Source organism: Brevibacterium sp. UMB1308A (assembly GCF_030230605.1).
GTDB lineage: Bacteria > Actinomycetota > Actinomycetes > Actinomycetales > Brevibacteriaceae > Brevibacterium.
This window is the reverse complement of the sequence record NZ_JASPDO010000004.1, coordinates 97,858-120,753: the sequence shown is the minus strand read 5'-3', so window position 1 is coordinate 120,753 and position 22,896 is coordinate 97,858. Positions and strand designations below refer to the sequence as shown.

Here is a 22,896-nt window from a genome sequence, read left to right as displayed (position 1 = left end):
TCCTGTCGAGTCGAGTCTTTCGAAACGTTCATTGGCGCCACCACCACAGCAACGCAGTAACGGCCCAAAGGAGGCCCACCAGGCACCAATCTCGCACCTGCCACGGTGTGTGTTGGAGTTCCGTGCGCCGCGGATAGGCGCCAAAGCCACGTGAATCCATCGACAGGGCAACCCGTTCGCCGTGCTGGACGGCGAGGATCGCCAGCGGCACGAGGGAACCCACCCATCGAATTGCGGGCGCTAACGGCCCCCATGATGCCCCAATACCCCGCAATGCCCGCGCTGTGCGCAACAGCTGGAAATCTTGCCGGAAACGAGTGACGAAGGCGACAGCCGCAGTTCCCGCCGCAGTGACCCGATAGGGAAGCTTGAACGTCGTCGTCAACGTGCGAAGCAGCGCTTCCGGATGAGTGCTGATGCCTGAAAGCAGCATGAGGGACAACAGTGCCCCGATACCGCTCGCTGCCGCAAGCTCGCCACCGTGATTGTAGAGTGGGCTGACCTCTTCAATGGTGTAGTTGTAGCGGAACACCGGCAGTAGCACAGCTGCGATGACCCAGGGTGCTAGCAGTGACATGACCGTTCGAGCGCGACTCGCTCTCGCGGCTACCATGGCCAGGCTCGCTGCGATGAGCACTCCAACATTGACGGCCGGGTCCTTGCATACGAACACCATGACCATCGCCGGGATTAGCGCCAATAGCAACGTCACAGGATTGAACGATGAGAAGAGTCCACGGGGCACGGACGGCGAAGGCGGGTTCGCTGGTGCTGCGGATGCGGCGTTTTCACGAGTTTCGCTAACGGCAGCAGGTAGCGCGATGATGTGGCTGCAGCGTGATAGGGCAAGTTCTAGGTCGTGGGTGGCCATGATGACGGTTCTGCCCTCAGCGCGCAGTTCGTCGATGAAGGCCATGAGTTCGCAGGTATTCGCCCAGTCCTGGCCGTACGTGGGCTCGTCAAGGACAATCACATCGCGGCTCTCGGCGACCATCGTAGCCACCGATAGTCTACGAATCTGGCCGCCTGAGAGAGTCAACGGGTGTTGGTCTCGATACTGGGAGAGATGGAATTGCTCCACAATAGCCTCGGCTTTAGACGCGGAAACATCCCCCGTGGAGATTTCGCCAGCCACGGTGGAACAAACCATCTGATGTTCCGGGTTTTGAAACACGTAGCCGACCTGGTGCCGCCCTCGCCGCACAACCTCTCCGCAGACCGTAGCGCGTTGTGCCTTTGATGGTATGAGACCCGCCAGCGCCGCGAGCAGGGATGTTTTGCCTGCGCCATTCGGCCCTATAAGGGCGATAAACTCGCCACCCCGTAGCCGCATAGAGATAGCTGGGGAACGTCCGGGAACACAGAAATCTGCCAGCTCTACCGTGGCGCTGCCTCCACCGTCGAGCGTGTCAATCGCATCGATGGTTTCCCATCCTGCTTCGGTGCGCCGCTGATATTGCACCGAATCACCACAGATATCCGTGATGCGGGGAACTCGAATGCCCGCCTGCTCGCAGGTCAAGGCGTGGTGCGGGGATTCGTCGCGTAACGCACGGAGCAGCCACACTCCGCACGCCTCAAGTTCCGCGGTATGGCTGAGAAAAACCCCATGTGGAGTTCCCTGCGCGATCACCGCGCCCTGCGCGTTGAGCGCTATGACGTGATCGCACAGGGGTAGGACCGGGTCGAGGTCATGGTCGATCACCACGATGCCCACGCCATCGCTAACCAGCTGTTGGATGACGCTGTAAAACTCGTCCGTGCCTTGCGTGTCAATCATCGATGTTGGCTCATCGAGGACTAGTAAGCGGGGCTGCATAGCCAGTGCTACCGCGATCGCTAGGCGCTGGCGTTGGCCGCCCGATAATCTCCATGGGCTCTCCCACAGCTTGGTCTCCAGACCAACCGCAGCCAATGCCTCGCGTACCCGTCGATCAATCTCAGGAACAGGCAGGCAGAGGTTCTGCAGCGCAAACGCGACATCGTCATACACCGTACGGGTAATGACTGCGGCATCCGGATTTTGTCCCACGTAGGCGACATTGGTAGCGATCAACTGGACCGTGGCGTCGGCGATTTCGGCGCCGACAATTTGAACGCTGCCGGAGTATTCGGACGGCAGACAGTGGGGCGCAAGGCCGCACACGGCTCGGACGAAGGTAGTTTTACCGCATCCAGAGGGCCCAATGACGGCCGTTACCTGACCGCTCAGGTGGACCAGGCTTGGACGTTGCAGCACCCACCGGTCCTGACCCAAGTAGTGAACGGAAAGATCCTCAACCGCCAGGAGCGCCCGCGCGGACTCGCTCACAGACCGTTGCTCGCTGCTCAAAGTGGAGGCCAGCCTTTCACTCACGATGGTCTACGCCTACGCCTGCATTGTTGAGCAAACGGGTTAGTCCGACGACGGCCAAACCGCCAATGACGGACGACGTGACTCCCACCAGCACGATCAGTCCCGATACCGAGATTCCCACCGCGTGCTTGAGCAGCGTGAGGTACAACAGGCTGTTAAATGCCCCGAAGAATGCGGCGGAGATCAGATACGCCCACCACGTCCACTTCCGGTACAGCATCAACGCCATGGGAAACTCAACCAGGAGCCCGCCAATGACGTTACCGACAATCGCGGCAGGCCCAGTGGGAGTAGTAAATACGCTCACAACTCCGATGATCAGCGCGGCCAGCAGCGAAGCGCCCGGCCTTCGCACAACGGCCAGAGGAAGGAGGTAGGGAATGACCCAAAGTCCGAGAAGGGACACCCCGAGCCAGACTGCGCTCTGCGAAGCCGCACCCGCCGGCGCGATGTAGTTCAGTGGGATGAGGATGATGAGGCCGACCACCGACAGGGAGGCCACCATCATGAGATTTCGGGTACCTAGAATTGAGTCGGTTAATCCTCCGCGAGCTGAGCGTCGAACTGTACCGGATCGGTCTGTCACAGCAAACCTCCTTCCACTTAGGTAAGCCTAACCTAACTCCCGACCGGGGTCAAGTCCCTTGAGCTAGACGTTGAGCCTACGTAGAGACGCAGCTCGAGGGGTTTCTCGCGTTTTGAAAGGACGCAAAGTGACCGCTGAGGATCTCTGGGCAGAGCTGATCCGGGTTTGCGAGTCACTGCAGCACCCGAGGGTGTAAAAAGTATCGGTAGGGCGTCATGCGATACCCAAATGTACACCTTGATCAAAGCTGGCTGTATCGCACGAATAGTCATGCGATATGGTATTCTGGCTGCATGGTTGACACATCGAACGCGCCTCGCGAGGACTATAGAAACCTCTGGAAATTGCTTATCGACAGAGGAATTCGGAAGGGCGAGCTTAGAGACCTTGCCGGTCTGAGCTCATCAACCATCACGAAGCTGGGTCGAAATCAGACGGTTACCACCGCGACACTTGGGCGGATTTGTAAAGCGTTGGATTGTTCACCCAACGACATTCTGGCTTTTGAAGACTGTTATGAGGAAGGAACCGGCGACGGTCGTAATGAGTGAGATGAAGCAGGCATATACCATCAAGCCTCAAACGGCGGTCGCCTCCCCCGACAGCAGTACTACCGACTTAGTGTTCCCAATTGAGCTTGTTGCCCCCGTTGTGGGCATGACTCACAGCTTCATTAGGCGTGCCCTTGGCAGGAAGTCAATCTTGTCCGAGGCCGACGTTCGGCAACTTCTAGATCAAGATGCATTCTCCGAGACGTTCGTTCCTCGCAGCAGAGTTCTTGAATATCTCCGTCGAGCCGTCACCGGAGCCGTGCTCGTTGCCGAGAGTCAAGAGGTCATTCAAAAGGACTCCTTCGTTGTCGGAGACGCTCTCCAGCTGATTGGAAGACTGAAAGATGGTTCGGTGAATACTGTTGTCACCTCAACGCCGTACTGGGCTATGCGGGTCTATGACGAGCCTGGTGAGCGCCTTTGGGCGGATGGCGAGAACTGCTCGTTTGGTCTCGAGCAGACACCTGAAGGGTTTATTCGCCATTCGGTCGAGGTCTTGCATGCATTGCTTCCGAAAATTGCTGCAGATGGCTCCGTGTGGTGGAACATCATGGATTCGTACAACACTCGCACTCAAATCCGTGGTAGTGCAGTTGAGACACTGCATGCGATGCAAGGCAAGGATGGTCGATCGTGGAAAGATCACGAGTACTTGCGGTATTCCGCCGGACACTCGTATCTGAAAGATGGTGAGCAGTGTTTGATCCCGCAACGGATTGCTCAGCGTGCTGCCCAAATCGGCTACTACGTAAAGAGCACGATCTCGTGGTGCAAGCAGGCCACAACTCCTGAACCCCAGCAGTCGCGAGTCAGCAGAAATGTTGAGTACATTCTGCATCTCACTCGGGAACGAACCCCCAAGTTCAACAAGGCCGCATACTTGGAGCTACCTTCAGACCTTGGTGGGCGACAGCTGCTTGAGTCGGACAAGCTTAGTGACTTCTGGTACTTGCCAACCTCTTCTGGCCGAGATGGGCATGGGGCTCAGTTCCCGGTTCAGCGTCCTGGGCGCTGCATCGCGATCTCAACGGACCCTGGTGATGTGGTTCTTGATCCATTCATGGGTGCTGGAACTACCGCCGTTGCAGCGAAGAAGCTCGAGAGGAGCTATATCGGTTTTGATGTAAGCGCAGAATACCTCGCCACTGCTGAGCGAGTGTTGGCTTCAATCACCGTGCAGCAACCCCTCTTTACCGCAGAGCTTCGATAACCGTCGAAGCAAGTGCGTCGACGTCTATCGCATAACTGCTATCCAAACCAAGGCATTTGATTCGGTGACCGTCGAACGTCTCGACCACGTCTCCAGTTCGAACGGAAGGTGAGATGATATAAGCCTCGTTGAGACGCGCAAACTGCATGTATGTATAGATCTGATACAGATCCTTCGCATCGGGTACCTTGTACTTTACGTCGGCAATGCTGACGGGGAGGTCCATGACTTCCCAATATCGTGTGGCTGCGGTGACCGCCATGAGGAAATCCGACAGTAAGAACCCGAAACTTTCGATGGGGATGCGCATCACCATGGTGGTGGTGACGGCAGCGACTACCTGACCCACGGTGATCCAGCCTTGCACCACACCCCAGGTGCCTAACCCTACGATCGCGATCTGGGCGAGCGCGGTTGCAACGTTGATAAAGCTGAACAGCCACGAGTCCAGCTTCGTTTTGCGGATTTCGCGCGAACGAACCGTGAGCGCGAGCGCTTTAAACCGTTGCGTCATCCATGGGGAACGACCAAACGACCGGATGACCCGCAGGCCGTGGATGGACTCTTCTACAGCGGTGGTCACTTCGCCCAGCGCGTCCTGCGTCGCCCGGGACGTGATCCGGTACTTGCGTTCGAACACCACAACGACGATCACGGTGGGTACGGCCGCTATGAGCATGATGAGCCCAAACCACGGACTGATGACTGTGAGGATGATTTCTCCGGCGATGATTGCCAAGGGCGAACACACCAAAAACGGCAGATCGAACGCAAAGAACCGGCGCATTTGACTCATGTCGTTAACGGCACGAGACAGCAACTGTCCGGACTCCCATGCGTCGTGCGTCGACACTGGTACGTATTGCAAATGGTCGAACAGTCGATGTCGCCACGTGATCTCCCACTGCGACACAATCCCGGCAACGGCGTAATGGCGTATCCACAGGGCAACGACCTCGGCGATGGACACGACCATTAAGAACGCGACCGGCCCCCACAGGCCCGTCACATTACCGTGGGCCACAGGACCGTCAACGATACGCCCGGTGATCACCGGCACCACCAGGGGTAGCGCGACGACTACAAAGGTGAGAACGCAGACGAAAGTGTATGTGCCTGCTCGCGCACGAAGATCGGGCCAAAAACGTGCGAGGCTCTTCATGCGCGAATTCTCCTATTTCTTGAACTTCTTCCCGCCGAAGCCGCCACCTTTACGACGGTCCTTGCGGAACCCGTCCTTCCCGAACTTGCGCCCTTCACCAGCGCCTTTGTCGTTGCTGCGCTTCTTGAACGGGCGGCCGGGACGACCTCGGTCCGGGCGGATATCGATGTGCCGGCCAGCGACCTTGGTCTTGCTCAAACGTTTGAGAACGCTCGCATCGAGGTCTTGCGGAAGGTCGACCAACGAGTGGTTCGACCGGATCGAAATGTTGCCGATCTGCTGAGAACTGATGCCGCCTTCGTTGGCGATCGCACCCACGATCGCGCCGGGGTTCACCTTGTCCATCCTACCCACGGCCAGGCGGTAGGTGGTCATGCCTTCGGCCGTGCGTGCGCGTTCGTTGCGGCTGGCCCGGACGTGCGGTTCCGGAAGTGGCTCGGCGGTCAGTGTCGCCCCATCCAACACGAGGCTCGCCAGGGCGGCCGCGACGTCTTCAGCAGGGACGTTGTGCGTGTTGACGTATTCCTCGATGACGGGACGCAGTTCGGACAGGTCCTGTGAGTTCAGCGTGTGCGAAATCCGGTCTTGGAACTTCTGCGTGCGCGTGACCGTGAGTTCTTCTACCGTGGGCATCACCAGGGGTTCGACCTTCTGGCGCGTCGCCTTTTCGATGGCCTTAAGAAGGCGGTTTTCCCGAGGTGTCACAAACAGGATCGCTTCACCCGTGCGCCCGGCGCGGCCCGTGCGGCCAATCCGGTGGACGTACGATTCGGTGTCGTGTGGAATGTCGAAGTTGACTACCAAGCTGATGCGCTCGACGTCGAGCCCGCGGGCTGCGACATCGGTGGCGACCAGAATGTCGATGGACCCGGATCGCAGTGCTTCAACCGTGCGTTCACGGACGACCTGCGGAATGTCACCGTTGATGGCGGCAGCGGAAAAACCGCGCGCTTTGAGTTTATCGGCCAGCTCTTCCGTTTCTTGTTTGGTGCGCACAAACATGATGATGCCGTCGTACTCTTCCACCTCGAGAATGCGGGTGAGGGCGTCGAGCTTGTGTGAGTGCATGACGGTGAGGTACCGCTGGCGAATGTTTGCGCTGGTCGTGGTTTTCGCCTGAATGCGAACTTCGGCAGGGTCGTTGAGGTATTGACCGGTGATCCGGTGGATCGAGGCTGGCATGGTGGCCGAAAACAGAGCCACCTGGCGGTCAGGATTAGTCTTCGCGAAGATCTCTTCGATGTCCTCTTGGAAGCCCATCTTGAGCATTTCGTCGGCTTCGTCGAGAACCAAATGTTCAACGTGGCTCAAATCAAGCGTGCCACGCTTCATGTGGTCAATAACGCGACCGGGCGTTCCCACGACCACGTGCGCGCCACGTTTCAGACCGGAGATCTGTGGAGTGTAGGACTGTCCGCCGTAGATAGGGAGAACAGAGAAGTCGCCGAGGTGGGTGGCATAGCTGGTGAGCGCCTCGGCTACCTGGATTGCGAGTTCGCGGGTGGGAGCAAGGATGAGCGCCAGCGGGGTCCGTGGGCGTTCCCGCCCGGCAATGCTACTCAAAAGAGGAAGCGCGAAAGCCGCGGTTTTACCCGTTCCCGTCTGAGCCAAACCAATCACGTCGCGACCGTCGAGCAGAAGCGGAATCGTTTGGGCCTGAATGGGGGAGGGAGACTCATATCCTAGTTCAGCGACTGCGCGTGCGACACGTTCGTCGAGATCGAAATCGGAAAAACGAATGTCGTTGTTGTTTGAAGCCTGTTCGTTGGCGTTACCCATGGATATCTCTTTCTTGATTGAACACACTTGACCGCAGATGACTGTTTGGCGGTCTACCGAGGCTCGCGTGTGCAACCCGAAAGCACGAGGAGCCATGAGATGGTTTGGGTGCTGTTCAAGTGTACCCGTGCTTGGACAGGGGCGAGTGTGAGCCTGGGTGTGATCTTGGGTACGCTTACTCACGTGCACATAGGCCCGGCAGCCAGCCGGTTGCACCTAACTAAAAGGAGAGATTCGTGGCATCGACACTAGATTCCGTCATCACCCTGGCCAAACGACGTGGCTTCGTTTTTCAGGCCGGTGACATTTATGGCGGGTCTCGTTCGGCATGGGACTACGGCCCGCTGGGCGTGGAACTGAAAGAAAACATCAAGCGACTGTGGTGGCAAGAATTTGTCCGAGGTCGTGAAGACATGGTGGGGCTGGACTCGTCGATCATTCTTCCGCGTCAGGTGTGGGAAGCATCGGGCCACGTCGAAACCTTCGTAGACCCGTTGGTGGAGTCCCTGCACACGCACAAGCGCTACCGTGCCGACCACCTCATTGAAGCGTATGTGGCAAAGCACGGAAAAGAACCGGAAAACGGTTTGGCCGACATCAACGACCCAGAAACCGGACAGCCTGGCAAGTGGACCGAGCCACAGCAGTTCTCGGGTCTGATGAAAACCTTCTTGGGTGCCGTTGACGACGGTCAAGGTCTCCACTACCTGCGCCCGGAAACAGCCCAGGGTATTTTTGTGAACTTCAACAACGTGGTCACAGCCGCTCGCCGCAAACCACCGTTCGGTATCGGCCAGGTGGGTAAGGCGTTCCGCAACGAAATTACTCCCGGAAACTTCATCTTCCGCACTCGCGAATTCGAACAGATGGAGATCGAATACTTCATCCACCCAGACGACGCGCAAAAGTACTTTGACGAATGGGTCGACGCGTGCTGGAACTGGTTCGTGGACTTGGGGATCAACCCGGACAACATGCGCAAGTTCGATGTGCCAGCAGCCGAACGCGCGCACTATTCGGATGCCACGATTGACCTGGAGTACAAGTTCGGGTTCCAGGGCAACCCGTGGGGAGAGCTCATGGGTGTGGCAAACCGCACGGACTTCGACCTGTCCAACCACACCGACGCCTCGGGTGCCAAACTCCAGTACTTCGACCAGGCGACAGGAGACAGGTACACCCCATATGTCATCGAACCGTCGTTCGGCCTGACCCGTTCCATGATGGCGTTCCTCGTCGACGCATACTGCGAAGATGAAGCGCCCAACACAAAGGGCGGAACCGACAAGCGCATCGTGCTCAAACTCGACCCTCGTCTGGCACCGGTGAAGGCTGCGGTACTTCCGTTGTCACGCAACGAAAAACTGTCACCACAGGCGCGCGCTTTGGCGGCGAACCTGCGCAAGCGTTGGAACATCGACTTCGACGACGCAGGTGCGATCGGTCGCCGCTACCGCCGCCAGGACGAAGTCGGTACCCCGTTCTGCATCACGTTTGACTTCGACTCGCTCGATGACAACGCGGTGACCGTGCGTAAGCGCGACGACATGAGCCAGGAACGCATCGCTATCGACGATGTCGAAAACTACCTCGCTCAGGGCCTGGGCTGCTAGAGCGCTAAGAACTCGTGCACGTCACTTCGCAGCATGAGCCCCGCGCGTCGCGGTACGTGTGGGCGCTCATGCTTGTAGCGCTCGCTCCTTTCGCGCTGCTGACAATTGTGGGCGTGATCGTATACTGGCCGCACCATGTCGAGAGCACTGACGACCGCAATATTTATACGGTCACGGTCACTGCCGTTGACGCAGGGAAATGCCAGGAAGCGGTCACCCCTGAATGCGTGACGGTGAAAGCCGGCGACAATGTGGTGAAGCTTCCTCAAGAAGCGTCCATTCCCGAGGTGTCAGACACCCTGCGTGTCGTCGATGGGCACACCGATGGAGAAGTGGTTTTCATCGACTACGATCGGCGCGTTCCCTTGGGTGTTCTAGGCGCGATCTACGTCTTAGCGATTCTTGTGGTGGCAGGATTCAGAGGTGCCCGTGCACTCATAGGGCTCAGTATCGCGATGGTGGTCATTGTTGGGTTCATGCTCCCATCGATTCTGAGTGGTCATTCAGCGATCGGCGTGGGCCTGACATCATCGGCTGCTATTCTTTTTTCTGTCCTGTACCTGGCCCATGGTTTGAACGCGAGAACGACCGCGGCGCTCATCGGGACGTTGGCAGGTGTCGCAATTTCCGGAGTTCTTGCGGTGATCTGGACGCGCTGGGCACATTTGGGCGGACTGTATACGGACGCACTGTACATTCTGAACACGTACTACGGACTTTCAGCATCTGACATTGTGATTTGTGGTGTGTTGATCTCCGGTATTGGTGTTCTTAACGATGTCGCTATTACACAGGTAGCAACTGTGTGGGAGCTTGCACGAACCGCACCGGGTTCCTCTGTGCGATCTCTTTTCACCTCGGCCATGCGGATCGGTAGAGATCACATCGCCTCGACTGTCTATACCGTGGTTTTTGCATTCGCAGGTAGCTCACTTGCGGTTCTCTTGGTGACTCTGACAAGTGGAGCCAATCTGTTCACCCAGCTCACCTTGGGTGAAATGTCGGCCCATGTTGTCCTTACCCTAGTGACATCTATTGGGCTGGTATGTGCCATTCCGCTTTCGACCCTCATCGCTGCGTTTGTCGTCTCAAGCGACGACGACGCGGCACATTGCTCAACTAACAACGCGTAGTTAGATCAAGAAACGGTTACAAATTACGATAATCGGCCACTGATCGGCGAGCTGAATTGTGACGTAGATCAATAAATCATTAGAGTTCACTTTATGACCGATCAGACTTCAACTCCGCTTGTGGAGCTTACAGGTGTGGAAAAGTATTACGGCGATTTCCACGCTCTGAAAAATGTCAACCTCACTGTCGACAGGGGCGAGGTTGTTGTTGTGATTGGGCCGTCCGGTTCAGGTAAGTCCACGTTGTGTCGCACCATTAACCGTTTGGAAACCATCTCTGAAGGTTCTATCAAGATCGACGGAAAGGACCTCCCACAGGAAGGTGCTGAGCTTGCAGCCCTGCGGTCTGATGTGGGAATGGTTTTCCAGTCATTTAACCTCTTTGCGCACAAGACCATTTTGGAAAACGTTACGCTGGGCCCCATCAAGGTTCGCAAGATGTCGCAGAAGGACGCCGACGAACTCGCGATGCAACTCCTCAAGCGTGTGGGCGTGGATCACCAAGCTCAAAAGTACCCCGCGCAGCTGTCTGGTGGTCAGCAACAGCGTGTGGCGATCGCCCGCTCGCTGGCAATGAAACCCAAACTCATGCTGTTTGACGAACCCACCTCCGCCCTTGACCCAGAAATGATCAACGAGGTTCTGGACACCATGATCAACCTGGCTAAAGAAGGTATGACCATGGTGGTGGTCACCCACGAAATGGGCTTTGCCCGCAAAGCGGCAAACCGCGTGGTGTTCATGGCCGACGGCGAAATTGTGGAAGTTGCCGAACCAGAAGAGTTTTTTACCAACCCCCAATCGGATCGTGCAAAAGACTTTTTGTCTAAGATCCTGACTCACTGAGGAGAAACCAATGAAGAAAGTAACGACACTCGTTGCGGGCTTGGCTGTGGGCATTCTCGCTCTTGCCGGTTGCGGTAAAGAAGGCGCACCTGGCGAACAGGGTGCTGGCGGCGAAGCTCCTGAATACAAGGTTGCTGAAGACGTTGACCTGTCGGACAGCCCCACCTGGAAGAAAGCCAAGGACGCTGGCAAGATCAAGGTGGGCGTGAAGTACGACCAGCCTGGTCTGGGTAATATCAGCGCAGGTGCTGACGAGCCCGAAGGCTTTGACATCGAAATCGCCAAGATGGTGTCCGCAAGCCTGGGATTCAAGGCTGACGAAATCGAGTATGTCGAAACGGTTTCGGCTAACCGCGAACCGTTCCTGCAACAGGGTAACGTCGACATGATCGTGGCAACATACACCATCAACGACCAGCGTAAGGAAGTCGTTGACTTCGCTGGTCCGTACTACGTTGCCGGTCAGGACCTTTTGGTCAAGAATGACTCAGACATTACGGGTCCCGACAGCCTCGCCGGAAAGAAAGTGTGCTCGGTAGATGGTTCGACCCCTGCACAGAACATCCAGGAGAAGTACAAAGACGCTGAACTGGTTACCTACGACGCATACTCCAAGTGTGTGACCGACCTTCAGAGCGGAAACGTTGACGCCGTCACCACTGACGACGCGATTCTGCGTGGATACGCCGCTCAGTACGAGGACGAATTCAAGGTGATCGGCGAACCATTCACGGAAGAGCCGTACGGAGTTGGTCTGCCAAAGGACGACAAAGCTCTGCGCGACGCAGTGAATGACGCTCTCGAAGCGTCGAAGGACAGCGGCGACTGGAAGAAAGCATTCGAATACACACTGGGTGACTCCAGCGGCGTTGAGCAGCCTCAACCTGACCGCTACTAATGTTGATGTGGTCGCCGGGTAATCCTGGCGACCACCAGTCTGAGAAGGATCCTCGTGGATTTCGCTGATCTTTTGATGCTGTTCCTCAGCGGTGTGTGGGGAACGGTCAAACTGTTTGGTGTCACTTTGGTGGGGTGCCTGGTTTTGGGTTCGATCCTCGCCGCTATGCGGGTGTCACCAACCCCGGTGTTGCGCGCCGCCGCCTCGGTGTACATCACCACGGTTCGAAACACACCACTGACGCTCGTCATGTTCTTTTGCGTGTTCGGGTTGCCGTTTCTAGACATTCGCGCAAGCCGTGATTCAGCAATCAACTCGTTCGTGCTCGCGTGCGTCGCCCTGATCGCGTACACCAGCTGTTTCGTCGCAGAAGTTCTCCGTTCAGGTATCTCAACGATTCCGGTAGGGCAGGCAGAAGCAGCCCGTGCGATCGGTCTGAATTTTGGCCAGACCTTGCGGTACATCATCATGCCGCAGGCATTTCGTACGGTGATTCCGCCATTGGGAAGCGTCATTATTGCGATGCTGAAGAACACCTCAATCGCATCAGCGTTTAACAACCGAGAGATCATTTCCGCGATGCGCAACGCGATCGAGGTGCGCGGTGACATCACGCTTCTGGTCATTGCCGGAGCGGCCGTGGCGTACCTGATTTTGGCGCTGATTCTTGGTCGGGTGTTCACGATTCTGGAAAACAAGTGGGTGATTCACCGATGAGCGCGTCTACTCAAGTGCTATTCGATGAGCCGGGCCCCAAAGGCAGACGCAACAATGTGATCCTGTCGATCGTCTCAGGTGTTCTGCTCCTTGGAATTGTCGCGTTTGTTATCTGGAAGTTCTCTGCTGCCGGCCAGCTCGACGCCGCCAAATGGGAACCGTTCGCATACGCGACGATCCAGAAGGCACTTTTTAAAGGTCTCCTTGCTACCTTTAAGGTCGCAGTTGTGGCATCTGTTCTGGCGCTCATTCTGGGGGTCGTGTTTGCGCTTCTGCGCTTGTCATCCAAGAAGTGGATCTCGGTCCCAGCGACCTTAGTGCTGGAGTTCTTCCGTGGACTCCCGGTTCTGTTGTTGATCTTTGCAACGTACCTGCTGTTCGGAAAGACCATTGGGTCGTTCTGGCCGGTGGTGATTGGTCTGACGCTGTATAACGGTATGGTGATCGCCGAGGTCGTTCGCGCCGGGATTTTGGCAGTGCCCCGGGGGCAGCGTGAAGCAGCGCAGTCGATCGGGCTGTCCGATTCGCAGACGATGAGTCTGGTACTGATGCCACAGGCGTTCAGGGCTATGATGCCCACGCTGATCGCTCAGATCGTGGTTCTTCTTAAAGACTCGGCCCTGGGCTACATGGTGACGTACCAAGACCTTCTTCATCAGGTCAACGTTATTGGTCGCCAGTATGGTAACTTGCTCCCTACGTTCATCGTGGGTGCGGTGATCTACATTGCGATCAACCTGATCGTCGCCGGAATTGCGAGGTGGCTCGAATCGCGCATGCAGCGCAAGACCGCGGCTACCACCGGAACTTCTAAGGGCGAAGACTAAAGAACTACAGCCATATCGCCAGCGCTACCGCACCTACAAGTGGGGGAGCGCTGGCGATTGCTATTGCGCGCATGAGCGTGCGGCCGTAGGACTCGCGGTCGCCAGCCAACGTGACGGCCATGAGAACACGCGGTGGGGCCGCCAAAATCATAAACGAACCAGCCACGTTCGCCGCGGCGACAACGCTTAAGCTTCCAGTTGCCGAGAGCGTGGCAATGGTAGGGGCGAACATCGCGTTTGACGCGGTATTTGAACCGGTCAGGATCGACCCCACGGCACCCAAGAGGGGACCCGGCCATGCGCCTGCCGGACTCAACGCCTCTCCAATCGCGGTACTCATATCGGAGGCCGCCATGACCCACCCCAGGATCATGAACAGACCGGTACTCACGCCAATGGGAACCCATGAGCGTAAGGCGTCTGGCACCTCGGCGATCATCCCTGACTGCCCGGGCAACACCCGGTACGCAACGACGCACGCGACAGCCAACCACACGGGCGGTAGTGCCAACCACTCCAGGGCAGGAACCAGCATCGCAACCACACTGGCGCACAACAGTCCGCCTGCTAACACCGCATAAGGGACGAGCTCGCGAACCGGAGGGGCCGGGATGCGGGCCCCACCCATGCGGTACACCACCAAGGACAGCCCCATGAGCAATGCGGAGCCGATCACGCCGGCAAGCGGTGTTCCAATGAGCATGTTTGTCACAAGGATTGAACCCCACAGGAAGCCGGCTGAGGCGAACGTGGGTAGGGCGGCTCGCACAAACCCTGTTCCCCACGCAACCGTAAGCGCAACGACGACGAGCACCACCGAGTTGTACCACCCGGAGATGACTCCCAGGGTGGTGAAATCGAAACCGGTCAGCGAGCTCGCAACGGCGGTGCCGGGAGCCAATGCGCCCCACGGAACTGCGCACAAACCCAGAAGGCCAAACAGCGCTGCTTTGGCGGGTTTATGGCCCAAAGTTAGCAGGATCGGGACGCCCACGGTCACGCCAATTCCAAATCCGGTGACGCATTCGACGAACGGCACCACCCCAAACACCACGAACGCGGTTCCAGCGCCGATCCCAGGGGTGGCGCTTGAGACCCAGTTGCCAATGGAGCGCATCGCGCCACTGATCTGCATGAGTCTGGCCAGGATCATGCCGTTGAGAAGGATGAAAAGGACCTCAGCGGTAATGCCCACATACTCCGGCAGGCTGGGCCAGTCGATGGGAACGCCGGTGAGCAGGACCACCAGCACGGCTGCTCCCACCGCGCTGACGCTGGCAACAGTGGGCGAAAGTCGGCACGCCAACAGCACGCACGGAAGCACGAGAGGCGCAGACGCGAGTAACGGATTCACTTCTCTGTTCTATCAGCATGACATTTGTCATGGCTAGATCATGATGTCTGCCTCATGTGCTCAAACGCTTGGTTCTCAAGAATAAAAGTATGAACGAAAAAAGCTCGCTCACAGGCAGTGGTAAGGATACTCCCGCACTTGAGATCAGACACGTCGTTAAGTCCTTCCGCGGTTCAGGTGGTAAGCGGATACGCGCGGTGAATGACCTCTCACTCACCGTTGGCAAAGGCGAGATCGTGGCCTTTTTAGGCCCCAACGGGGCAGGGAAAACCGTGACCCTTGACATGGTGTTAGGGCTGTCGCAACCAGACGGCGGTTCGCTGAGCGTACTGGGCGTGTGTCCCAAAGAAGCGGTGCGTTCAGGGTATGTTTCAGCAATCCTGCAAACGGGAGCGCTCTTAGGAGACCTCACGGTTAAAGAGACCGTACAGATGATCGCTTCTACGCATACGAATCACATTGGGGTCGATGAAGCTATCAGCCGGGCCGGCATTGAATCGCTTGTACACCGCAGGGTGTCCAAGTGTTCTGGCGGTGAGCAACAGAGGCTCCGCTTTGCTTTGGCGTTGCTTCCGGACCCCCGTTTGCTGATTCTTGACGAACCCACCACGGGGATGGACGTCAACGCTCGTACCGCGTTCTGGGAAACGATGCGCGCAGAAGCTACCGAAGGACGCACCATCATCTTCGCGTCGCACTACCTGAAGGAAGTCGAAGACTTCGCACAGCGGACGGTGCTCATGGCACACGGGCAGATCATTGCCGACGGCTCGACGAGTAAGGTGCGCGCTCGTCTAGGGGGCAAAACAATCACCGCGCATCTGGATGCTGATGTGGATATCAGCAAGCTACCAGGGGTGACGGACGTACAACGGTCCGGAGACCGCGTTGAGCTCACGTGTGACGATGCGGACTCCGTTGCACGCTATCTGCTCACCGAAACCACAGCACGCGATCTAGAGATCCACATTGCCAGCCTCGACAGCGTGTTCGCGCACCTCACAACCAAGGAGAAGTCATGAGTACGATTCTGAACACGGGATATATCTGGATTGACCTCAAGCGCAATCTACGACAGTATGTGGGGCTTTTCTTTGCAGTCTTCTTGCCGGTTTTCATGTTCGTCATTTTCGGAACTATGGCTGACTTCTCGAGTAATGAACTCGGTAGCGGTCGGGCTAATGTGACCGCGAGCATTATGGTGAATATGGGTGCCTACGCCGCGATTACGGCAACGACAGGACTCGCAGGGTCAGCGGCAGTCGAACTTCAACAGGGGTGGGGTCGGCAAATAGGTATTACTCCATTTCCCACGTCTGGCTTCATTGCAAGCAAAGTTGTCGTTGCACTCGCGTATTCGATCCTCGCGGTGGGAGCGGTGTATGTCACGGGGCTGTTCGTTGGTACGCGCATGGACGCGTGGGTGTGGCCAGCGACGTTCGGACTGTTGATTGTAGGCGCAGTGACCTTTGCTCTCTATGGCTTAGCCTTTGGACTGCTGTTCCGTAGTGAAGCGGCAGTGAGTGCTGCTAGCGGGCTCGTTGTTGTCATGATGTTTTTGGGCAACGCGTTTATGCCCTTGTCAGGAATCTTGCTCAAACTGTCGGTGTTTGTCCCGGTGTGGGGCATCACTCGGTTGGCGGCGTATCCACTCGATCAAGGCGAAACTTTCGATGCGGCTACAGGTGACGTGATTCAGTACGAACTGTGGCAGATCCTTCTCAACGTGGTGGCGTGGTCGATTGTTTTCGCGGTACTTTGTGTCCTAGGCGCTCGTCGCGGAACTGGGCGCAAATAGGAAGTAGGGCATGAACGCGCGGAATATGTACGGGTTGATCTGGCTCGTTTTTCTGGTCATCCCGCTGGTGCTCGTGTGGACACTGCACCCGGTAGCACACGGGTGGAAGATCCTGGGGACGTGTGGAACAGTTCTCTTCGGTGCGGTCTACTGCTGGATTGCGGTGAGTGGGCAGAAGCCGTTTAACAGAGACGAACCACTGCAGGTACGACACGTCGCTGTCGCAGCGGGACTCCTGCTCATTCCGGTGTTTGTAACGGTGCCGTCACTGGGCGTGGCGGTAACGTCCTTTGCTCCGTACTTTGCGTCCCTGGGAGTCTTCGGACTGTCGTTCGTTGCCGCTCTGGGTTGGTCAGCTGTGACTCTTCTTCTCACGGTTGCAGTGCCTCTGATTTTTAGTCCACAGACTTTCCTTATGCCCGTAGCGGGACCCGCTCTCGTGATCCTGTGTTTAACATTGGTGAAGTTCATTGAGGTTCGTGAGCTTGCCGAACAGAAGATGAAGAAAGAGCTCGACCTTGTAAAAGAACGCGAAGCGATTTCACGCGACGTACACGACATGCTAGGACACACGCTCACTGTCGTGTCGTTGAAATCCCAGCTTGCCCTGAAAACTGTGCGCACTGACCCGGCGCGATGCGAAGCTGAACTGAGGGAACTCATGACCCTGAACCAGCGTGCGCTTGAAGATGTGCGAACGACCGTTGGACGTTTGCGTACACCAGATTTGGCGACGCAAGTGGATGAAGCAGAAGCTGCCTTGCGTGCCGCCGGTATTCACATTGCTCGCCACGGGGACTGGGCGGCGTGGGATCCGGAACGCCGAGCGGTCGTGGCATGGGCCGTACGAGAAGCCAGCACCAACATCATCCGTCACGCCGGCGCGACATCATGCACACTCGCATTTGATGAAAATGGGGTCACCGTGACGGATAACGGAAACGGCCTAGAAGGAAGCTGTGAGGGACACGGCCTCACTGGGCTACGTCGCCGAGTAGAAGAAGCAGGTGGAACCGTGACGTTGAGTGACTCAGGTGGCGGAACCGAGCTACGTGTGGAGTTTGCATGACCATCAACATTGCTATCGCAGACGATCAGGCGCTTGTCAGGGGTGCCCTTTCGGCACTCCTCGGGCTGGAACCAGATATCACCGTTGTGGGCGAAGCAGCATCGGGAACCGACGCCGTTGACATGTGCCTCAACAACGATGTCGACGTGGCGCTTTTCGACATCGAAATGCCGGGCCTCAACGGAATCGAGGCGACACGCGAACTGTGCAACAAGGGAAGCGATACCAAGGTTCTCATTGTCACCACATTTGGTCGACCCGGGTATCTGCAACGGGCACTTGCTGCTGGTGCGAAAGGCTTTGTCGTGAAAGACGCCCCTGCGGAAGAGCTTGCTGAGGCCGTCCGGAAGATTTACCGTGGCGAACAGGCAGTCGACCCCGCTTTAGCAATCGAGTCGATCTCTTTGGGCCCGTCACCGCTGACGGAACGCGAACGCGAAGTCCTTGCAGTTGCCCACACCGGTGCCAGCGTCCGTACAATCGCAGACTCACTGTTCCTATCCGAAGGGACAGTCCGCAATCACTTGTCATCTGCCATCAGCAAGCTCGGGGTAGACAACCGCTCATCGGCAGCAATAGAAGCCGCCAAACGCGGGTGGTTGTGAGTTCAGCTTCACCCAATTTGACTACCACGAGACAATAGAAGGGTGACTGCTGTAATCGAACGACCCAATGTGCCTGCCACCCCGACCGCGCTCTCAATCGGTCCCATTGAATTGGACTCCCCGGTTGTGTTGGCGCCCATGGCTGGAATCACCAACACGGCCTTCCGCCGTCTGTGCCGCGAATACGGTGCTGGCCTCTACGTCACCGAAATGGTGACCACCCGCGCACTGGTCGAACGCAGCCCCAAAAGCATGCGGATCATCCACCACGAACCCTATGAAACACCTCGGTCGGTTCAACTCTACGGAGTGGACCCGGTAACCGTAGGGCAGGCGGTACGGATGCTGGTCGAAGAAGACCGGGCCGACCACATTGACCTCAACTTCGGCTGTCCGGTGCCCAAAGTGACCCGCAAAGGCGGGGGATCGGCACTTCCATGGAAGATCGACCTTTTCACCGCAATCGTCACCACCGCAGTCCGCGAAGCCGGCGACATTCCCGTGACCGTGAAAATGCGCAAGGGCATCGACGCGGACCACTTGACCTACCTTGACGCCGGCCAGATCGCAGCCCGTGCCGGAGTCGCAGCCATGACCCTGCACGGTCGCACGACCGCCGACCTCTATTCCGGAACCGCCGACTGGGACGCGATCGCCCGGCTCAAAGACACGATCGGCGACGCCGTACCTGTGCTGGGCAACGGTGACATTTTCAGCGCCGAGGACGCCCAAGCCATGATGGCAAAAACCGGTTGCGACGGAGTCGTGATCGGCCGAGGTTGTCAGGGCCGCCCGTGGCTGTTCGGTGATCTGCAGGCGGCTTTGAACGGATCCGATGAACGCATTCGCCCCAACCTAGGCGAAGTCGCCCAAACCGTGTACACCCACGGCGTGTACCTGGCCGAATACTATGACGACGAATTCTACGGCGTGCGTGACCTGCGCAAACACATCGCCTGGTACTTCAAGGGCTACCCCGTGGGCGGAGACCTCCGCAAGCGCCTTGCACACGTGTCCTTGCTGGAAGAACTGCGCGCACTGCTAGACGAACTCGACCACACCGCACCGTACCCCGGTGAAGCGGCAGAAGGGTCCCGAGGTCGCACCACCCGGGCGAAGCGTCCGCACCTTCCCGACGGGTGGCTGTCATCGCGTACCTTCAGCGAAGATCTGCGCGAAGAACTGTCCCTTGCTGAACTCGACGTGTCAGGCGGATAAGTGTTGGTAAGTCAGACAGGCGAATACAGCGACACCGACCGGGAACGGTGGGTCGAAGAAGCCGCAAAGAACCCGCGCCGTTCAGCTTTCCAACGCGACCGAGGTCGTGTCCTGCACTCCTCGGGACTGCGCCGCTTGGCCGCAAAAACCCAGGTCGTCTCACCCGGAACTGACGACTTCGTCCGTAACCGCCTCACCCACTCACTCGAAGTGGCCCAGGTAGGACGCGAACTGGGCCGCTACCTAGGTGCGGACCCGGACATTGTAGAAACAGCGTGCCTGAGCCACGACCTCGGGCACCCTCCCTTTGGGCACAACGGCGAAACCGTCCTCGACGAGGTGACCAAAGACATTGGCGGGTTTGAAGGGAACGCGCAAACGCTGCGTGTCTTAAGCCGTCTGGAACCGAAGGTTCTGCTGGAAGACGGCAGGTCTGCTGGCCTCAACCTCACGCGCGCAACCCTGGACGCCTGTATCAAATACCCGTGGAGCCGGGCAGAAGCCCCCACACCGAAAAGCGCGTCAGGGTCGATTCGAAAATTTGGCGTGTACGACGACGACCGCGACGTCTACGACTTTGTACGCGACGGCCGGGACAGTGGAACCAGGTGTATCGAAGCCCAGATCATGGACGTGTCCGACGACATCTCCTACTGCGTTCACGACGTCGAAGACGCCGTGAACTCCGGCCACTTGAACCTGTTCGCGTACACACATGACGAGGCGCTCGCAGGGCTCATTGACGTGACCCGGTCGTGGTACATGCCAGGCGCGCGCGACGACGACATCGTGGCGGCATTCGACCGCCTGCAAGCCGCCAAGTACTGGCCCAAGGAACCCTACGACGGATCGCGCCGGGCACAGGCAGCACTCAAGCACATGACAAGCCAGCTCATCGGACGGTTCACCTCGGCAACCGAAGCGGCCACGCGTGAAGAATACGGGTGGGAACCCCTGACCCGGTATGCGGGCAACGTCGTCGTTCCGGTTACCACGCGTCATGAGATCGCGGTTCTCAAGGGACTCGCTACCGTGACGGTCATGGTGGCCGAAGACCGCGTGCGCCTACAACGTATCCAAGCCGGGGTGCTTCGCGATCTGTGCGACTACTACATGACCCACCCTGAGTCCATGGACACCCTGTTCTGGTGCGACTACCGTGACGCGGAAGACGACAGTGCACAAGTGCGCATCGTCGTTGACCAAGTGGCCTCGCTCACCGACCACTCAGCATGGGCGGAATACCACAAGATGCAAGCCAACACCGCAACTCTGTTGTAGGCAGTGAAGACACCATGGCAGGACGTATCGGTAGAGAAGATATCGACGAGGTTCGGTCGCGTTCGCCTATCGACGAAGTCGTAGGCGAATACGTATCGCTCAAGAGAGCGGGAATCGACTCGTTGAAGGGCCTGTGCCCCTTCCACGACGAACGTACCCCCAGTTTCAATGTCCGGCCCTCGATAGGGCGCTATCACTGTTTTGGGTGCGGGGAATCCGGCGACATTTTCGAGTTCCTCATGAAAATGGACGGCGTGACCTTCGTCGAAGCCGTTCAACGCCTGGCCGAACGCGCCGGCGTCCAACTGTCATATACCGGCGCACCCAGCGGCGACTCGGGCTCCGTGCGTCAAAACATTCTGGAAATGCACCAGGTCGCAGCGGACTTCTACCGTGAACAGTTCGCGTCGCCTGCCGCGTCGGTTGCACGGGAATATATGGCGGGCCGAGGTTTCGAACAGCAGACGCTGGACACCTTTGGCGTGGGTTTCTCTCCGCAGGGCTGGGATGGTCTGCTGTCGCACTTACGTGGGCGCGGTTTCCGAGTTGAGGACATCGAAAAAGGTGGCCTTGCCATTGCGGGCAGGCGCGGTCACTATGACCGTTTCCGAGGTCGTCTCATGTGGCCCATCAGGGACGTCACCGGGCGGGTGATCGGTTTTGGGGCTCGAAAACTGTTTGACGACGACCAAGGACCCAAATACCTCAACACCCCAGAAACTCCCGTGTATCACAAGAACAAAGTGCTCTATGGCCTTGACCTTGCGAAACGTCCTATCGCAAAGACGAAACGCGCAGTGGTTGTTGAAGGCTACACCGACGTCATGGCCGCCCACATCAGCGGTGTCACCCAAGCCGTTGCCACGTGTGGAACCGCTTTTGGGTCTGAACACGTGAGCATTCTTCGGCGCATGATGAACGACGACGCGACCGCCGAAGTGATCTTCACCTTCGACGGTGACGAAGCCGGCCAGAAAGCAGCCTTGAAAGCGTTCGGTGACGATCAGCGGTTCTTGGCCCAGACCTCGGTCGTGGTTGAACCGGGCGGACGTGACCCCGCAGACCTGTGGAAGGAAAAAGGCGAAGGGGCCGTGCGTGACCTCATCGAATCCAGGCGCCCGCTTTTTGAGTTCGTTATCGACATGACCGTGGCACAGTTCGACGCCTCAACGGTCGAAGGCCAAGTGGCAGCGATCAGAGCGGCCGCACCTGTGATCGCGGGAATCAAGGACGTGGCGCTTCGGCCCGGGTACGAACGCTACGTGGCCGGCCTGGTGGGGGTCGACACCGATCAGGTGGTGCGCGCGGTGCGGGCGTACCAGCGTAATCAAAACCAGCGTCAGCAACCAAACCAGCAACAACCCAACCAGGCTCAACAACAGTTTCAACAGGCTGCTCAGGGTTCGCCCAGTGGGCCAGACCCCAGCCAGTCAGCCGGGTACCGGGTAGAACGCGGAGCACTCATGGTGGCACTCCAGTACCCGCAGTACGTCAACGCCAAACTCTTTGACGCGCTCAACGGAAAAGTGTTCGACGACCCTCGTCACCGCGCCATTCACGAAGCGATGAAACAGGTAGGGGGAGTGCGGGGCGGAGCTGAAGACCCCGCAGCCTGGGCCGACGCTGTCCGTGAAGCCACCCCGGACGAACTCGTTCCCCTGGTGAGCGAACTGACGATGGCATCACTTCCCGCCAACAACGCCGACGGAATCGAGCGCTACAGCCGAGGAATCGTAGCGCGTCTGTTTGACAAAGACATGGTGCGGATCAGCGGGCTCCTCCACGCCCGCCTGCGACGCACGGACCCGAACGACGCCGCAACGACCTCGGAACTGTTACAACAACTCACACTGCTGGAACAGCAACGCGTTCACCTACGGCAGTTCATGTAGG

20 protein-coding genes are annotated in these 22,896 nt (G+C 57.9%); 15 read left to right on the top strand and 5 right to left on the bottom strand.

The features are described from left to right. Window positions 1-28 precede the first annotated feature (28 nt). Both QP868_RS03730 and QP868_RS03725 read right to left on the bottom strand, forming a co-directional pair. Window positions 29-2,311, bottom strand: coding sequence for an ATP-binding cassette domain-containing protein (locus QP868_RS03730; protein WP_284925289.1), 2,283 nt, complete (start codon window positions 2,309-2,311; stop codon window positions 29-31). A gap of 37 nt (window positions 2,312-2,348) precedes the next feature. Beyond that, on the bottom strand, window positions 2,349-2,942 hold the full coding sequence (locus tag QP868_RS03725; protein ID WP_035756504.1) for an ECF transporter S component: 594 nt from the start codon (window positions 2,940-2,942) through the stop codon (window positions 2,349-2,351). Window positions 2,943-3,235: 293 nt separating this feature from the next. On the opposite strand from QP868_RS03725, the gene QP868_RS03720 reads away from it, so the two are divergent. Further along, the gene (locus tag QP868_RS03720; RefSeq protein WP_041630930.1) at window positions 3,236-3,493 is read left to right on the top strand and encodes a helix-turn-helix domain-containing protein; all 258 of its coding nucleotides are present in this window, start codon (window positions 3,236-3,238) and stop codon (window positions 3,491-3,493) included. A 1-nt stretch (window position 3,494) separates the two neighbouring features. After that, window positions 3,495-4,703, top strand: coding sequence for a DNA-methyltransferase (locus QP868_RS03715; protein WP_284925288.1), 1,209 nt, complete (start codon window positions 3,495-3,497; stop codon window positions 4,701-4,703). On the opposite strand, the gene QP868_RS03710 is transcribed toward QP868_RS03715, so the two are convergent. Next, window positions 4,684-5,865, bottom strand: a complete 1,182-nt coding sequence (locus QP868_RS03710) for an ABC transporter ATP-binding protein (protein WP_284925287.1) — start codon at window positions 5,863-5,865, stop codon at window positions 4,684-4,686. The two genes, QP868_RS03715 and QP868_RS03710, sit on opposite strands and share 20 nt — an antisense overlap. A 12-nt stretch (window positions 5,866-5,877) precedes the next feature. Continuing rightward, window positions 5,878-7,644 (bottom strand): DEAD/DEAH box helicase, encoded by a 1,767-nt coding sequence (locus tag QP868_RS03705; protein ID WP_284925286.1) that lies wholly within the window; start codon window positions 7,642-7,644, stop codon window positions 5,878-5,880. A gap of 236 nt (window positions 7,645-7,880) precedes the next feature. On the opposite strand from QP868_RS03705, the gene QP868_RS03700 reads away from it, so the two are divergent. From QP868_RS03700 to QP868_RS03675, 6 genes are all read left to right on the top strand, one after another. After that, window positions 7,881-9,257: a glycine--tRNA ligase gene (locus tag QP868_RS03700; RefSeq protein ID WP_284925285.1), complete on the top strand. Its 1,377-nt coding sequence runs from the start codon at window positions 7,881-7,883 to the stop codon at window positions 9,255-9,257. A 14-nt stretch (window positions 9,258-9,271) separates the two neighbouring features. Further along, window positions 9,272-10,390 carry a YibE/F family protein gene (locus QP868_RS03695; RefSeq protein ID WP_284925284.1) on the top strand — a complete coding sequence of 373 codons (1,119 nt, stop codon included), beginning with the start codon at window positions 9,272-9,274 and terminating at the stop codon, window positions 10,388-10,390. Window positions 10,391-10,483: 93 nt separating this feature from the next. After that, a complete protein-coding gene (locus QP868_RS03690) occupies window positions 10,484-11,236 on the top strand; it encodes an amino acid ABC transporter ATP-binding protein (RefSeq protein ID WP_284925283.1) in 753 nt (250 codons plus the stop codon). A gap of 10 nt (window positions 11,237-11,246) precedes the next feature. After that, on the top strand, window positions 11,247-12,134 hold the full coding sequence (locus tag QP868_RS03685) for a glutamate ABC transporter substrate-binding protein (RefSeq protein ID WP_284925282.1): 888 nt from the start codon (window positions 11,247-11,249) through the stop codon (window positions 12,132-12,134). Window positions 12,135-12,188: 54 nt separating this feature from the next. Further along, window positions 12,189-12,851, top strand: a complete 663-nt coding sequence (locus QP868_RS03680) for an amino acid ABC transporter permease (RefSeq protein WP_284925281.1) — start codon at window positions 12,189-12,191, stop codon at window positions 12,849-12,851. Next, window positions 12,848-13,678, top strand: a complete 831-nt coding sequence (locus QP868_RS03675) for an amino acid ABC transporter permease (RefSeq protein WP_284925280.1) — start codon at window positions 12,848-12,850, stop codon at window positions 13,676-13,678. Before QP868_RS03680 ends, QP868_RS03675 begins: the two co-directional genes overlap by 4 nt. A gap of 4 nt (window positions 13,679-13,682) precedes the next feature. On the opposite strand, the gene QP868_RS03670 is transcribed toward QP868_RS03675, so the two are convergent. Then, window positions 13,683-15,032, bottom strand: coding sequence for an L-lactate permease (locus tag QP868_RS03670; RefSeq protein ID WP_284925279.1), 1,350 nt, complete (start codon window positions 15,030-15,032; stop codon window positions 13,683-13,685). A gap of 89 nt (window positions 15,033-15,121) precedes the next feature. Here QP868_RS03670 and QP868_RS03665 point away from each other — a divergent pair, with 89 nt between their 5' ends. From QP868_RS03665 to dnaG, 7 genes are read left to right on the top strand one after another with little or no spacing between them, the layout of a single operon-like run. Further along, on the top strand, window positions 15,122-16,054 hold the full coding sequence (locus QP868_RS03665; RefSeq protein ID WP_284925278.1) for an ABC transporter ATP-binding protein: 933 nt from the start codon (window positions 15,122-15,124) through the stop codon (window positions 16,052-16,054). Continuing rightward, window positions 16,051-16,830 (top strand): ABC transporter permease, encoded by a 780-nt coding sequence (locus QP868_RS03660; RefSeq protein WP_284925277.1) that lies wholly within the window; start codon window positions 16,051-16,053, stop codon window positions 16,828-16,830. The genes QP868_RS03665 and QP868_RS03660 overlap by 4 nt, the downstream gene beginning before the upstream one ends. A 10-nt stretch (window positions 16,831-16,840) precedes the next feature. Beyond that, a complete protein-coding gene (locus tag QP868_RS03655) occupies window positions 16,841-17,899 on the top strand; it encodes a sensor histidine kinase (RefSeq protein WP_284925276.1) in 1,059 nt (352 codons plus the stop codon). Beyond that, window positions 17,896-18,504 carry a response regulator transcription factor gene (locus QP868_RS03650; RefSeq protein WP_284925275.1) on the top strand — a complete coding sequence of 203 codons (609 nt, stop codon included), beginning with the start codon at window positions 17,896-17,898 and terminating at the stop codon, window positions 18,502-18,504. The genes QP868_RS03655 and QP868_RS03650 overlap by 4 nt, the downstream gene beginning before the upstream one ends. Before the next feature lie 42 nt (window positions 18,505-18,546). Next, the gene (gene dusB / locus QP868_RS03645) at window positions 18,547-19,722 is read left to right on the top strand and encodes a tRNA dihydrouridine synthase DusB (RefSeq protein WP_284925274.1); all 1,176 of its coding nucleotides are present in this window, start codon (window positions 18,547-18,549) and stop codon (window positions 19,720-19,722) included. Continuing rightward, window positions 19,723-21,003 (top strand): deoxyguanosinetriphosphate triphosphohydrolase, encoded by a 1,281-nt coding sequence (locus QP868_RS03640; RefSeq protein ID WP_284925273.1) that lies wholly within the window; start codon window positions 19,723-19,725, stop codon window positions 21,001-21,003. Window positions 21,004-21,017: 14 nt separating this feature from the next. After that, entirely contained in the window at window positions 21,018-22,895 is a 1,878-nt protein-coding gene (dnaG, locus tag QP868_RS03635; RefSeq protein WP_284925272.1) for a DNA primase, read from the top strand. Window position 22,896: the final 1 nt, after the last annotated feature.

Coding starts and splice junctions, on each gene's coding strand:
- QP868_RS03720 (WP_041630930.1), top strand. CDS start 3,236: ATGGTTGACACATCGAACGCGCCTCGCGAGGACTATAGAAACCTCTGG.
- QP868_RS03715 (WP_284925288.1), top strand. CDS start 3,495: ATGAAGCAGGCATATACCATCAAGCCTCAAACGGCGGTCGCCTCCCCC.
- QP868_RS03710 (WP_284925287.1), bottom strand. CDS start 5,865: ATGAAGAGCCTCGCACGTTTTTGGCCCGATCTTCGTGCGCGAGCAGGC.
- QP868_RS03705 (WP_284925286.1), bottom strand. CDS start 7,644: ATGGGTAACGCCAACGAACAGGCTTCAAACAACAACGACATTCGTTTT.
- QP868_RS03690 (WP_284925283.1), top strand. CDS start 10,484: ATGACCGATCAGACTTCAACTCCGCTTGTGGAGCTTACAGGTGTGGAA.
- QP868_RS03685 (WP_284925282.1), top strand. CDS start 11,247: ATGAAGAAAGTAACGACACTCGTTGCGGGCTTGGCTGTGGGCATTCTC.
- QP868_RS03675 (WP_284925280.1), top strand. CDS start 12,848: ATGAGCGCGTCTACTCAAGTGCTATTCGATGAGCCGGGCCCCAAAGGC.
- QP868_RS03665 (WP_284925278.1), top strand. CDS start 15,122: ATGAACGAAAAAAGCTCGCTCACAGGCAGTGGTAAGGATACTCCCGCA.
- QP868_RS03660 (WP_284925277.1), top strand. CDS start 16,051: ATGAGTACGATTCTGAACACGGGATATATCTGGATTGACCTCAAGCGC.
- QP868_RS03655 (WP_284925276.1), top strand. CDS start 16,841: ATGAACGCGCGGAATATGTACGGGTTGATCTGGCTCGTTTTTCTGGTC.
- QP868_RS03650 (WP_284925275.1), top strand. CDS start 17,896: ATGACCATCAACATTGCTATCGCAGACGATCAGGCGCTTGTCAGGGGT.
- dnaG (WP_284925272.1), top strand. CDS start 21,018: ATGGCAGGACGTATCGGTAGAGAAGATATCGACGAGGTTCGGTCGCGT.